This window comes from Pseudomonas sp. TE21394, assembly GCF_054057835.1.
Genome location: NZ_JBSRZR010000001.1, coordinates 4,040,902 through 4,054,002, shown reverse-complemented (window position 1 = coordinate 4,054,002; position 13,101 = coordinate 4,040,902). Strand labels below are relative to the sequence as shown.

Here is a 13,101-nt window from a genome sequence, read left to right as displayed (position 1 = left end):
GCGGTATTAGCCCCTACTCTCGTTGAGGGTCATACTGCTTGTTCGGAATGAACAGTGCCGGAACGAAACCACAGATCAAATAGGCCGCCCCCAACACCATGAATCCCATCCCGATGGAAACGTGAGTGGCTAGGTAGCCAATGATGATCGGAGCAACGGCGGCACCTGCCCTGCCGAGATTGTACGCACCGCCGATTGCACAGCCCCGATACCTCCCAGAGAAACTTTCAGTCATATAGGTGGCGTTGACGCCGTAGGGAATTCCATACACGAAACCAAAGAGAACCAACATCCAAAGTACGTTGTCTTGGGTATGAAAGTTGACGATAGCTGCCAGGAAGATCGAGGCGCTTACGGCACCGATGCAGAACACCGCACGACGCCCCAGCCAGTCAGCCGCCAGGCCGGCCAGCACCTTCCCCACAATCGATGCGGTGTAGGTACCAATGAGATAGCCAGTGAGCGACTTGAAGTCCATACCCATTTCGCTTTCGAGATATGCGGGCATCCAGTTGGCCACACCGTAGTAGCCAAACTGCAGAAGTCCCGCCGTGAGCGCCCAGAAGAAGAACATCGCGCGCGCTTTGGAATCGGCAAAAATCATTTTGAATTCGCCTTTCGGCTTAGGTTGACCCACCCCAAGACTGCCAGCGCCGAGCCTGTGCTTTTTTTCTGCCTGCGCTTTCACCCAAATTGGCGGTTCAGGCACAAGCTTACGCATGGCGACGGTTAGCACGATGGGAACGATCGCCACGAAGAAGAGATAGCGCCAACCGTGATCCGGGAGAATTCCACGAGCCAAAATCGTGGCCGCGATATAGCCGAAAACCCAACCCGTCTGCATCGTCGCTAACACAGTAGTGCGGTACTTCGACGGCACGTATTCCGCCATCAGGGTATTGCAAGCGATGTACAATGCTCCCAGCCCTAGGGCCCCCGCAAAGCGAATAATCGCGAATTGCCAATAGCTCTGTGCCAGACCCAGCAACGCAGTACCTAGCGAGAAGATAGTGATACACCACACAACCGTTCGCACACGACCGAAACGATCACATGCCCAGCCGCCATAGATGCCACCGATTGCCATTCCGGCCAGCGTCAGACTGCCTAGGCTTCCCGCTTCGGTATTGGTCAGTCCAAACTCAGTCTTGATACTGGTCAGGCTGTAAGACAACAGCATAACGTCAGCACCATCAATTAATAGCCCGAGAAACGAGAAAAGAAACACCCATATCCATGTGCGCTCACGCTTAAACGAACAGGGCTCAGCCACCACTTCCTTCATAGTCTATCTCCTTTATATTTATAGAGATGCCTTCCTGCGCTTTCTTGATTAGCAACCTAAAACTCAAATCTGAAAACCTTTAACTAATCGCTCCAAACGACGCGCTTCACTTTCCAGATCCGTACAGGCGAGCAGCGTCGACTGTAGCGCTTTCACGCCACTTTGATTGAGTTCGTTGATTTGAGTAATATCAATGTTAAGAGACTCTACAACGGATGTTTGCTCTTCCGTCGCAACGGCAACGGACTGGTTCATACCGTCAATTTCAGCGATACGACGAGCGATTTCAGCCAAATGATCGCCGGCCAAATTGGCGACCTCGACACTTTTCGTACTTCGCCCTTGGCTTTTCTCCATCAAGGTTACGGCTCCGCCCGCGCCAGTTTGTAATTGGCTGATCAGGACGTGCACCTGTTGGGCAGACTCTTGAGTTCGATGTGCAAGACTGCGAACCTCATCAGCAACTACAGCGAAGCCACGCCCAGCCTCTCCCGCCCTGGCAGCTTCGATAGCAGCGTTAAGTGCCAAGAGATTGGTTTGTTGCGAAATCCCCGCGATCACGTCGAGGATCTGACCAATGTTGGCGGTACTTGCATTGAGCTCCTCAATGGTCGCGCATGAAGCGGCAATATTGGTCGACAGCTGGTTGATGGCAGTAATCGTTTCACCAACCACGACCTGACTATCTGCAGTAAGGCTGCGAGCGTCGGTGGAAGATTGGGAAGCCGTGGCGGCGTTACGGGCTATCTCCTGCGCAGTGGCACCCAACTCATTAATAGCTGCAGCGACACCAGCGGTTCGAGCAGCCTGCTGGTCGAGATTGGTAACAGAAAGATTGGATTCACGCACTACTCGCCGTGCGACTTCATTAACCTCGATCGCCGCGGTCGATACCTCGCGAATGGATTCATGGATTCTTTCAACAAAACGATTGAATGAGCTGCCGAGCTCCCCAAACTCATCATTACCACGGATGGTCAGACGTCGAGTAAGATCCCCCTCTCCTTCCGCGATGTCACGCATCGCGCTGCCCATTGCACGGAGCGGGCGCATCAGAATTTTGAGCAATAAGCCGAGTACCGACACGATTGCGATTACAGCACCAAACGTTGCTACTGCCGTTGTTTTACGGAACAGGCTCAGCGTGCCGAATGCTTGATCCTTATCGACCGAAACACCGATGAACCATTTAACCGAGGGCAGGCCGTTAACAGGGGCAAAAGTAAGCAGCCTTGATTTGCCCTGCTGCTGCACCTCATAGACCACGTCCGCCTCAATAGCCTTTACCCCAGAGAAAGCGTCATTGAGCGGCCTCATGACTAAGTCTTGATTGGGATGAACCAAAATGGTGCCATCTTCACTGACAAGAAACGCTGCCCCGTCAGATGAAAAGTCTTGCGCGTTGATGATTTCTATCAAAGCTTCGAGACTGAGGTCTCCACCAACCACACCTGCTAACCGTCCATTCGATCGAAACACTGGGTCGGCAATCGTCATGGTCAGTTGGTTGTTGGAAGGGTCCAGATATGGCTGAGTTAGAATAGTATGTGCCGACGCGACAGCTGCCTGGTACCAAGGCCGCTCGCGCGGATCGTAGCCCTTCGGCATATCATCCGGGGTAGGCGTCACGAATTGACCGTCTTGCGTACCAACATAGGCGGCAAGAAAGGTAGCAAACACCGTCTTTTGCGTTAGAAGATCTAACGAATTCAGCAGTTCTGAACGCGCAGCAACGGTTTCAGTAATACTCTCGATCAGCAACATTCTTCCGGTTAGCCACGCTTGAACATTGCTTGCAGTCCCCGTACTCATTTTACGAAGATAGCTATCTAGATCAGACCTTATCGCAGTCCGCTGCGTGTAATCATTGTAAAGCGCAAACAGACAAAAAACAGCGATAACCGTAGCGGATACAGCAAACAGCATTTTATGACTGAACTTTAGCGTCCTGCTCATGCAAGAAGTCTCCACCCCACCTAAAGCAGGGCATCAGCAGTCAGATAGGTAGAGCGCCTCAATTAACTAAGGTCCCTTGAAGCGCCACTAAGTATGACCCCACCCCCTACCCAACAATGGAGTTAAGCAGGTACGCAGCTAGGGGGTGAACTTTTAAGTGATCAAAAAATTGCGCCCACAAGCGAGATCAGGATTGCGCCTCGCGGATCATATTGCGCGCGATGATTACCTGTTGAATCTGAGTTGTACCCTCATACAGGCGGAACAGTCGTACATCGCGATAGAAACGTTCGATTGCATATTCACTGACATAACCAGCGCCACCATGAATCTGCACACAGCGATCAGCTACCCGACCACACATCTCCGTGGCAAACATCTTCGAGCACGAGGCTTCAGTACTAACGTTCAAGCCTTCGTCGCGCTTGCGCGCAGCGTCCAATACCATGCAGCGAGATGCATAAATTTCCGCTTTGCTATCAGCAAGCATTGCCTGGATGAGTTGGAATTCGGCAATTGGCTTACCGAATTGCTTACGCTCAGTAGCATAGCGCAGCGCGTCATCCAACATGCGCTCCGCAGCCCCTACACTCAGCGCTGCAATATGCAGGCGGCCTTTGTCCAAGACCTTCATTGCCGTCTTGAAGCCTACGCCCTCCACCCCACCGATCAATTGCGCCGCAGGCACGCGAACGTTATCAAAAATAACATCGCTGGTATGGGCCCCCTTTTGACCCATCTTGTGATCCGGCTTACCCAAGGTGAGACCTGGTGTGCCACGCTCAACAATAAAGGCGCTGATTCCACCAGCGCCTTTGACATCAGGATTAGTGCGCGCCATTACCGTGAAGATACCGGCATGAGGGGCGTTGGTGATGAAACGTTTGGTTCCGTTGAGAACATAGTGATCACCGTCCTTCACCGCGGTTGTTTTCAGAGAAGCAGCATCCGAGCCCGCATCTGGTTCGGTCAAGCAGAACGAACTGAGCAACTCACCGCTCGCCAGTTTCGGCAAAAAGTGCTGTTTTTGCTCATCGGTACCGTCAATCAAGATGCCGATGGAGCCGATACCATTGTTGGTACCTATGTAGGAGCGAAAAGCCGGAGAGGTGCGACCGAGTTCGAAGGCAATGTTGACCTCCTCCTCCATGGTTACCCCAAGACCGCCAAAGTCCTCAGGGATGGTCAAACCAAAGAGACCCATCTCCTTCATCTGCTGGATGATGTCGCTGGGAATGGTATCGGTTTCTGCCACTTCGTTCTCGCGCGGGATCAGTTCCTGATCGACGAACTGGCGAATCGAGTCCAGCAGAATTGTGAGAGTTTCTGGGTCGCGGATCATATGCACTCCTCATTGCCCAACTGCGGGCTGACCAGACGCACTGCCGCAACCCGCATAATTACGGAGCGGCGGCGCCGATGTTATTAACCATGTTGATCAGGCGTGGCCCGATGTCATCTTCTAGCTTTTCGCGGGGGAGCTGAAAGCTGGGCCCGCCGCAGTTAAATGCCAGCAATCCGAATTGGGGATGCACCAGTGGAACCGCAACTGAGTTAACGTCTCGGTGCCACTCGCCAATCGACAGGCAGTACCCGTAATCGGCGTAATCTCTGAAAGCTCGTTCCAGACCCTTGCGTAAAGCGGGCCAGTTATCAGCTTCTCGCTGACGGACGTGCTCCAGCAAAAAGTCGCGCTCGTTCTCAGGCATAGCCGCCAGGCACGCGCGGCCCACTGAGCTCTGAGCCATCGGCAGATAGCTGCCGATTTGACGACGCATCGTCATATTCCCCTGCCCCTGAACAACATCCAGGTAAACCATTTGCAACCTGTCTCTGGCAGCCATCGCAACCGCTGCTTTAGCGTGATTTGCCAGTTGTTCCATCAATGGATGAGCGACCGCCCGAATCGACAAATTCGAGAGCATCGCGTAGCCAAAGCCCAATACGCCTACATCGAGCTGGTATTTCCCTGAGTGCATCTCACGCTTGAGGTAACCCAGGCGCATCAACGTGTTGGTTAACCGAGTGACCGTTGGCTTGGGCAACCCCGTTTTCTTCGCCAAATCCTGATTGCCAAGAACGTTATCCTTGGGAGTAAAACAACGTAACAACTCCAATCCACGCGCCAGAGCCGTAACAAACTGGCCACCAACCTCGTCATCAGAAGCAGAAGCGCCGAGAGACAACGCTCCCCTCTCCAACATATCCAAGTCGCTCCGGTGGACGTCGATTCCACCCTCGTCACCTTCCGTTACCTTGGGGTGCATGTTAGGACTCCCTTTTTCCAAAAATCAAGAAAATAAAATCATGTTTCGTCTGACGAAACTTTAGCAGACCTTTTCCCCTCACCGCAAGCAAACGCCATACCCATATCACCTAACCCTATTTTTCTACCTGAAAAGCAAATTTCTCAAACGGTGGTTTACAGAAGCATGAGGAGGATTCTATGCTTTACGTCATAAAGTGAAATCGTATTTCGCATAGCGAAACCGATAGAATTAGGAGGTCGCATGAGTCCCCAGGTCACCGATGAAGTCCAAGTCAGTATTTTGGAGAACGGCGTCGCATCAGTACGCATCAACCGCCCGGAAGCTCGCAATGCACTCAACACCTCTGTGAGGCGTTCGCTTGCAGAGCATTTCCAGGTACTCGCCCGGCATACCCGGGTGCGGGCAATCGTGCTGTCAGGCGGCGACGAATGCTTCGTAGCCGGAGCAGACATTAGGGAGTTTGCGGCAGCTCGACCCGTTGAGATGTACTTACGACATACCGAACTTCTGTGGGGAGCCATTAGCAGTTGCCCCAAACCTATCATCGCTGCCGTGAACGGCTTCGCCTTGGGCGGAGGCTGTGAGCTGGCAATGCACTGCGACATGATCATCGCTGGAGAGTCCGCCCGATTTGGTCAGCCAGAAGTAAAGCTAGGACTCATGCCTGGCGCAGGCGGGACCCAGCGACTCATCAGGGCCGTGGGTAAATTCCAAGCCATGCGCATCGCGTTGACGGGTTGCTTGATCAAGGCTCCCGAAGCACTGAGCATCGGATTGGTCAGCGAAGTCGTCAGTGACGATCAAACACTCCATCGAGCTCACGAACTGGCGGCCGAAATTGCAGCCCTTCCGCCTCTGGCCGTGGCCCAAATTAAAGAAGTGATGCTCACCGGAGCAGACCTCCCACTCGAAGCGGCGCTTGCTCTTGAACGCAAAGCTTTCCAGCTGTTGTTCGACTCACATGATCAGAAGGAAGGCGCTGCGGCCTTCTTGGAAAAGCGCGCCGCCGCGTTCAAAGGGGAGTGATTGAAATGACACATGGCATTGAGCGAATGGGCGTGGTTGGTACCGGCGTGATGGGCGCAGGCATTGCCCAGATCGCTATTCAGGCTGGCATCGAGGTACTCCTTTTCGACGCACGGGAAGGTGCTGCCCAGTCTGCTAAAGATGGATTGGCAAGCACTCTTGCCAAACTAGCCGGCAGGGGCAAGATCTCGGAAATGGAGGCGCACGTTGCACTTGGACGACTGCATGTCGCCGAGTCACTGTCATCGCTGCACGACTGCCAACTGGTGGTTGAAGCCATCGTTGAGCGCCTGGATGCCAAGCAGTCCCTGCTACTAGACCTCGAAGGGGTGGTCAGCGCAACCTGCATTTTGGCTTCAAACACCTCATCGCTGTCGATCACGAGCATCGCGCGCGCCTTGAAGCATCCAGAACGAGTCGCCGGCTTCCATTTTTTCAATCCTGTGCCATTGATGAAGGTGGTGGAAATTATCGACGGCTTGGCAACTGACCGCCTTGTAGGCGATCGACTGCAAGCTCTGGCTAAAGTAATGGGACACCTTGGCATTCGAGCTAAGGACACGCCTGGTTTCATCATCAACCATGCCGGCCGCGCGTACAGCACCGAAGCACTGCAGATCTTGAAGGAGAGCGTCGCAGAACCAGCGGATATCGACCGAGTCCTTCGGGATGGCATGGGATTCAGAATGGGTCCGCTGGAACTGTTCGATCTCACAGCGCTGGACGTCTCTCACCCAGTAATCGAGTCGATCTACAACCAGTTTTACCATGAGCCGCGCTATCGGCCTTCCGCCCTGACCCGACAGATGCTGGAAGCTGGGTTCGTCGGACGCAAAGTGGGCCGTGGCTTCTATTCATATGAAGTCGGTAAACCGATCACGCCCCCTGCGGCGCAAACTGTACCTTCCGTGGACGCGCTACCACCGGTATGGGTAGGTGCCGAGAACGATGCAGATCGGCAACAGCTCATTGCTTTGCTTGAGTCTCTGGGCGCGGAAGTTGAACGGGGCGGAAGTGCCTCGGCTGAAGCGCTATGCATTCTTGCGCCCTACGGCCTGGATGCCACTACTGCGTCAATCCGGTTCGGCACTGATCCGCAGCGCACTTTGTGCATCGACTTGATCATCGACTTGCACCGGCACCGCTGCCTGATGCAAACCCCAGCCACTCACCAAACGATGCGTCATGCGGCTCACGCCCTGTTCGCCAGAGATGGCGTTGGAGTAACAATAATCAACGATAGTGTGGGCTTCATCGCCCAACGGGTCATCGCGATGGTGGTCAATCTGGCCGCCGACATCGTTCAGCAACGGATCGCTACTGTGACAGATCTGGACGAGGGTGTACGCCGCGGACTGGGGTATCCACAGGGCCCGCTTGCCTGGGGCGATATCCTAGGGCCGAAACGCCTGTTGAAAATCCTCGACCGCATCAGCGGGCTAACTGGGGATCCTCGGTATCGCCCCAGCCCTTGGTTGCGTCGACGCGCCGACCTCTTCCTATCGCTCCACCACGCTGAACCCACTGTGGTTTAAACCCTGGCTTACCTTTTCAGAACGGAAGTAACCCATGCTCAACGCATACCTGTACGGTGGTATTCGCACTCCCTTCGGTCGCCATGGCGGCTCCCTGGCCAAGGTACGTCCCGATGACCTGGCAGCTCATGTCATCCGTGAACTGCTGAAGCAGCACAACATCCCAGGAGATGCTATCGAAGATGTGATCCTGGGCAACACCAACCAAGCGGGAGAGGACAGCCGCAACATCGCACGCCACGCAGCCCTGCTAGCCGGCTTGCCCGTCACTGTGCCAGGTCAAACTGTAAATCGACTGTGTGCCAGCGGCTTGGCTGCGGTGATCGACGCCGCGCGTGCCGTGAGTTGTGATGAGGGTGAACTGATTATTGCCGGAGGCGTTGAAAGTATGTCCCGCGCCCCATTTGTCATGGCCAAAGCTGAAGCAGCGTTCAGCCGCGACTTCACTGTTTTTGACAGTACGATTGGCGCCCGCTTCCCCAATCCGAAGATCATTGAAGCGTACGGCGATGATTCCATGCCGCAGACGGGAGACAACGTCGCCGCTGAATATGGCATCACTCGTGAAGATGCCGATCGCTTCGCCGCAGCCTCTCAATCACGGTACGAGGCCGCCCGGGAGGCCGGTTTCTTCGATGAAGAGATCGTTGCCGTGTCGGTACCGACCGGCCGAAAAACGCCTCCTCAAAGTATTGACCGCGATGAGCACCCGCGCCCGAGCTCAGATCTGGCAGCACTGGCCAAGCTCAACTCCCTCGCGCCGGGCGGTGTTGTCACAGCCGGTAACGCCTCCGGCGTCAACGACGGCGCTGCAGCGCTACTGATCGGCTCGGCACAAGCCGGTGAGCGCTATGGGTTGAAACCTTTGGCGCGCCTATTATCTGCGGCAGCTGTGGGTGTGGAACCGCGAATCATGGGTGTTGGACCAGTGGAGGCGGTAAAGAAAGCAGTCGACCGCGCCGGGCTGACCCTTGATGACATGGACATCATCGAGATCAATGAGGCTTTCGCGTCACAGGTATTGGGTTGCCTGAAAGCCCTGGATATCGCATTCGACGACCCACGTGTAAACCCTAACGGTGGCGCGATCGCAGTCGGTCACCCACTAGGCGCATCCGGCGCCCGCCTGACCCTCACAGTGGCTCGAGAACTGCAACGCTCCAACAAACGCTATGCGGTCATCAGCCTTTGCATCGGTGTGGGTCAAGGCTTGGCCTTGGTCATTGAACGTCAGTAAACCACTCTGGAGGACGTTATGGGTGCGTTAAAAGGTTACCGGGTCCTTGACCTCAGTCGTGTATTAGCGGGTCCGTGGTGCGGCCAAATCCTCGCCGACCTTGGGGCGGAGGTCATTAAGATCGAACGACCAGGCGTGGGTGACGATACTCGCGGGTGGGGCCCTCCCTTCATGAAAAACGAAGACGGCTCAGACAGCTCAGAGGCTTCCTATTACCAGTCAGCGAACCGCAATAAGTTCTCAGTCGCCGTCAATATTGCCACTAAAGAAGGACAGGAGATCGTTCGCGCCCTAGCCGCGGAGTGCGATGTGCTGATCGAGAATTACAAAGCTGGTTCGTTGGAAAAGTACGGGCTCGACTATAAAAGCCTGTCGGACCTAAACCCACAGCTCGTGTATTGCTCCATCACAGGTTTCGGGCATACCGGTCCGCGTGCGGAGGAGCCCGGTTACGACTTCATAATCCAGGGCCTGGGTGGACTGATGAGCATCACCGGGGAGAAAGATGGCGTGCCAGGCGCAGGCCCTCAAAAGGTCGGGGTTGCCGTAGCTGATGTCATGACCGGTCTCTACTCGACAATTGCCATCCAGGCAGCACTGATCGCGCGGCAAACCACCGGCCGCGGGCAGCATTGCGATATGGCACTGCTGGATGTCCAAGTCGCCGCATTGGGCAACCAGAGCCAAAACTATTTGAGCACCTCCAAGTCGCCGGGCCGCCAAGGCAACGCCCACGTGAACATCGTGCCCTATCAGGTATTCACCGCAAACGATATGGATTTCATCATTGCTTGCGGTAACGACAGCCAGTTCATTGCTCTATGCAATGCCATAGGTTTGCCCGATCTGCCGTCCGATCCCCGATTCACCAAAAATGCAGACCGAGTAAGAAATCGGGAGGCCATTGTTCAAATCCTTGCTGAACACTTCCTGACCGACACTGCAGACAACTGGGTGTCTCGCATCCATGCGGTGAAGGTGCCTGTCGGAGTAATCAACGACATCGGTCGAGCGCTCAGTGAACCGCAGGTATTGGCTCGCAACATGCTGGTCAACTTACCTCACAAAAAAAATGCCGCATTCAAGATGGTGGGAAGCCCCATAAAGCTGTCCGATACCCCGGTTCAACACGAAAGGCCCGCTCCGCGGCTAGGCGAACATACCAACAGCGTGCTCAAAGCAGCTCTGGGGATGGATGAAACGCGCCTCGCCGCATTGGCAGCCCAGGGCGTGATTGAGCAATTTGCTGAAGATTAGACAACAGGGCTAGAGCGCAGCTCTGCCCTCTCGGGATAACAGAATGAAGATCCTTGTTAGTATCAAACGCGTAGTCGACTACAACGTCAAGGTTCGCGTCAAGGCGGACAACTCCGGCGTCGACCTTGCTAACGTCAAGATGTCCATGAACCCCTTCTGCGAAATCGCCGTGGAAGAAGCCGTACGCCTGAAGGAAAAGGGCGTCGCCACCGAGATCGTTGTTGTCTCCGTCGGCCCGGCCACTGCTCAGGAGCAGCTGCGTACTGCCTTGGCCCTGGGTGCCGACCGCGCCATCCTGGTCGAAGCCGCTGACGAGCTGAATTCCCTGGCCGTAGCCAAGGCGCTGAAAGCCGTTGTCGACAAGGAGCAGCCTCAGCTGGTCATCCTCGGCAAGCAGGCCATCGACAGTGACAACAATCAGACCGGCCAGATGCTGGCCGCGCTGACCGGCTTCGCCCAGGGCACCTTCGCCTCCAAGGTCGAAGTCGCTGGCGACAAGCTGAACGTCACTCGCGAAATCGACGGCGGCCTGCAGACCGTTTCGCTGAACCTGCCGGCCATCGTCACCACCGACCTGCGCCTGAACGAGCCACGCTACGCGTCGCTGCCGAACATCATGAAGGCCAAGAAGAAGCCGCTGGAGACCGTCACTCCAGACGCGCTGGGTGTTTCCCTCGCCACCACCAACAAGACCCTGAAGGTTGAAGCCCCGGCTGCCCGCAGCGCTGGCATCAAGGTCAAATCGGTGGCCGAACTGGTCGAGAAGCTGAAGAACGAAGCGAAGGTAATCTAAATGACTATCCTGGTTGTCGCTGAATACGAAAACGGTGCCGTAGCCCCGGCCACCCTGAACACTGTTGCCGCTGCCACCAAGATCGGTGGTGATGTGCACGTGCTGGTCGCTGGCGCAAACGTCGGTGGCGTCGCCGAATCCGCTGCCAAGATCGCTGGTGTGGCCAAGGTGCTGGTTGCCGATAACGCTGCCTACGCCCACGCCCTGCCGGAAAACGTCGCGCCACTGATCAAAGAGCTGGCAGCCGGCTACAGCCATGTGCTGGCTCCGGCCACCACCAACGGCAAGAACATCCTGCCACGCGTTGCCGCGCTGCTGGACGTGGACCAGATCTCCGAGATCATCTCGGTTGAGTCGGCCGACACCTTCAAGCGCCCGATCTACGCCGGTAACGCCATTGCCACCGTGCAATCGAGCGCCGCCATCAAGGTCATCACCGTGCGTACCACCGGCTTCGACGCCGTGGCCGCCGAAGGTGGTTCGGCTGCCATCGAAGCCGTCGGCGCCGCGCACAACGCCGGCATCTCGGCCTTCGTTGGTGAAGAGCTGGCCAAGTCCGACCGCCCAGAGCTGACCGCTGCCAAGATCGTCGTTTCCGGCGGCCGCGGCATGGGCAACGGTGACAACTTCAAGCACCTGTACAGCCTGGCCGACAAGCTCGGCGCTGCCGTCGGTGCTTCGCGCGCCGCGGTCGACGCTGGCTTCGTGCCGAACGACATGCAGGTCGGCCAGACCGGCAAGATCGTGGCGCCACAGCTGTACATTGCCGTCGGTATCTCCGGCGCGATCCAGCACCTGGCCGGCATGAAGGACTCCAAGGTGATCGTCGCGATCAACAAGGATGAAGAAGCGCCGATCTTCCAGGTGGCTGATTACGGTCTGGTTGCCGACCTCTTCGAGGCCGTACCAGAGCTCGAATCGACCCTGCACTGATCAAAGTCTGGGACAACTGCGGAATACTGCGATGCGCGTCTGGTTCCGAGGGTCGGCTTGGGGCAGACATGGGGGCGCACACAAATGCGCCTTCATCCGCACAGTGGATTACCCAGCGCTTTCTGTCATTAGTCATGGATCGTACAATGTTTTTTCTGGATCATGCATATGTGCAGCGCTCAACTGTCGTACAGCGAACGAACCAATCATGTAGTCGAAGTCGCGATTCGAGTGTTTTCACGTGAGGGCTATCACGCGGTTAGCTTGAGAAGTTTGGCCGCCCATGTGGGGCTGAGCTCTGGATCACTTTACACCCATATAGCTAGCAAGCAGGAATTGCTTTTTTCGATTGTAGAAAAAGCCTTGCGCTCGAAAAAAGACACGATTTTTAGCGAACTGGGAAGATGTCATAACTCCGATAAACAGCTATCCACATTCATCCGCGCGGTAATTACCCATGCTGCGCGGGACAGGGCGAGTCTCGTTTTAGCCGACAGAGAGATCGGCAGCTTGTCCGAATGGCAACAAGAAGCCATTCAGAAAATACAGGAGGACATCGATCTATCGCTAAGGCGCGCTATCAGAGCGCATCTAAAACAGAAAGAACAAGAGGACAATTCATTAGCAGTTATGATTAAGTCGATCGGAATCTTATTGAATTCGTACCTGTACCTGCCAGACGATATACTCTCAAATGAGCACACCATTGATCTTTACAACGCGCTTGCACAAACCGCCATTCAACAAATTAGAAGATAACTTTAGACAAGGAAAGGTGCCATTCGACAAATCAACCCATTAAGATTACG

11 protein-coding genes and 1 pseudogene are annotated in these 13,101 nt (G+C 55.4%); 7 read left to right on the top strand and 5 right to left on the bottom strand.

Annotated elements, in window-relative coordinates:
* Window positions 1–13: 13 nt before the first annotated feature.
* From ACVWZT_RS18460 to ACVWZT_RS18440, 5 genes and pseudogenes are all read right to left on the bottom strand, one after another.
* The gene (locus ACVWZT_RS18460) at window positions 14–1,285 is read right to left on the bottom strand and encodes an MFS transporter (RefSeq protein WP_457470666.1); all 1,272 of its coding nucleotides are present in this window, start codon (window positions 1,283–1,285) and stop codon (window positions 14–16) included.
* A 63-nt stretch (window positions 1,286–1,348) separates the two neighbouring features.
* A complete protein-coding gene (locus tag ACVWZT_RS18455) occupies window positions 1,349–2,134 on the bottom strand; it encodes a methyl-accepting chemotaxis protein (protein ID WP_457472103.1) in 786 nt (261 codons plus the stop codon).
* 69 nt (window positions 2,135–2,203) lie between these two features.
* A pseudogene (locus ACVWZT_RS18450) lies at window positions 2,204–3,211 on the bottom strand (HAMP domain-containing protein); the annotation flags it as partial.
* A 217-nt stretch (window positions 3,212–3,428) separates the two neighbouring features.
* On the bottom strand, window positions 3,429–4,583 hold the full coding sequence (locus tag ACVWZT_RS18445; RefSeq protein WP_457470664.1) for an acyl-CoA dehydrogenase family protein: 1,155 nt from the start codon (window positions 4,581–4,583) through the stop codon (window positions 3,429–3,431).
* A 58-nt stretch (window positions 4,584–4,641) separates the two neighbouring features.
* Window positions 4,642–5,445, bottom strand: coding sequence for an IclR family transcriptional regulator (locus ACVWZT_RS18440; protein WP_457472102.1), 804 nt, complete (start codon window positions 5,443–5,445; stop codon window positions 4,642–4,644).
* A gap of 306 nt (window positions 5,446–5,751) precedes the next feature.
* On the opposite strand from ACVWZT_RS18440, the gene ACVWZT_RS18435 reads away from it, so the two are divergent.
* From ACVWZT_RS18435 to ACVWZT_RS18405, 7 genes are all read left to right on the top strand, one after another.
* The gene (locus tag ACVWZT_RS18435) at window positions 5,752–6,537 is read left to right on the top strand and encodes an enoyl-CoA hydratase (protein ID WP_457470663.1); all 786 of its coding nucleotides are present in this window, start codon (window positions 5,752–5,754) and stop codon (window positions 6,535–6,537) included.
* A gap of 5 nt (window positions 6,538–6,542) precedes the next feature.
* Entirely contained in the window at window positions 6,543–8,072 is a 1,530-nt protein-coding gene (locus ACVWZT_RS18430) for a 3-hydroxyacyl-CoA dehydrogenase (RefSeq protein ID WP_457470662.1), read from the top strand.
* Between the two features lie 34 nt (window positions 8,073–8,106).
* The gene (locus ACVWZT_RS18425) at window positions 8,107–9,309 is read left to right on the top strand and encodes a 3-oxoadipyl-CoA thiolase (RefSeq protein ID WP_457470660.1); all 1,203 of its coding nucleotides are present in this window, start codon (window positions 8,107–8,109) and stop codon (window positions 9,307–9,309) included.
* 18 nt (window positions 9,310–9,327) lie between these two features.
* A complete protein-coding gene (locus tag ACVWZT_RS18420) occupies window positions 9,328–10,566 on the top strand; it encodes a CaiB/BaiF CoA transferase family protein (RefSeq protein ID WP_457470659.1) in 1,239 nt (412 codons plus the stop codon).
* A gap of 43 nt (window positions 10,567–10,609) precedes the next feature.
* Window positions 10,610–11,359, top strand: a complete 750-nt coding sequence (locus ACVWZT_RS18415) for an electron transfer flavoprotein subunit beta/FixA family protein (RefSeq protein ID WP_457470657.1) — start codon at window positions 10,610–10,612, stop codon at window positions 11,357–11,359.
* A complete protein-coding gene (locus ACVWZT_RS18410) occupies window positions 11,360–12,292 on the top strand; it encodes an electron transfer flavoprotein subunit alpha/FixB family protein (RefSeq protein WP_457470656.1) in 933 nt (310 codons plus the stop codon).
* A gap of 168 nt (window positions 12,293–12,460) precedes the next feature.
* Complete coding sequence (locus ACVWZT_RS18405; protein WP_457470654.1) at window positions 12,461–13,051, top strand: TetR/AcrR family transcriptional regulator; 591 nt, start codon at window positions 12,461–12,463, stop codon at window positions 13,049–13,051.
* Window positions 13,052–13,101 lie beyond the last annotated feature (50 nt).

Bases quoted from the DNA above. Each gene is read 5' to 3' on its own strand.
- ACVWZT_RS18420 (WP_457470659.1), top strand. From the start codon at position 9,328: ATGGGTGCGTTAAAAGGTTACCGGGTCCTTGACCTCAGTCGTGTATTA.
- ACVWZT_RS18435 (WP_457470663.1), top strand. From the start codon at position 5,752: ATGAGTCCCCAGGTCACCGATGAAGTCCAAGTCAGTATTTTGGAGAAC.
- ACVWZT_RS18415 (WP_457470657.1), top strand. From the start codon at position 10,610: ATGAAGATCCTTGTTAGTATCAAACGCGTAGTCGACTACAACGTCAAG.
- ACVWZT_RS18425 (WP_457470660.1), top strand. From the start codon at position 8,107: ATGCTCAACGCATACCTGTACGGTGGTATTCGCACTCCCTTCGGTCGC.
- ACVWZT_RS18460 (WP_457470666.1), bottom strand. From the start codon at position 1,285: ATGAAGGAAGTGGTGGCTGAGCCCTGTTCGTTTAAGCGTGAGCGCACA.
- ACVWZT_RS18410 (WP_457470656.1), top strand. From the start codon at position 11,360: ATGACTATCCTGGTTGTCGCTGAATACGAAAACGGTGCCGTAGCCCCG.
- ACVWZT_RS18445 (WP_457470664.1), bottom strand. From the start codon at position 4,583: ATGATCCGCGACCCAGAAACTCTCACAATTCTGCTGGACTCGATTCGC.
- ACVWZT_RS18440 (WP_457472102.1), bottom strand. From the start codon at position 5,445: ATGTTGGAGAGGGGAGCGTTGTCTCTCGGCGCTTCTGCTTCTGATGAC.
- ACVWZT_RS18430 (WP_457470662.1), top strand. From the start codon at position 6,543: ATGACACATGGCATTGAGCGAATGGGCGTGGTTGGTACCGGCGTGATG.
- ACVWZT_RS18405 (WP_457470654.1), top strand. From the start codon at position 12,461: ATGTGCAGCGCTCAACTGTCGTACAGCGAACGAACCAATCATGTAGTC.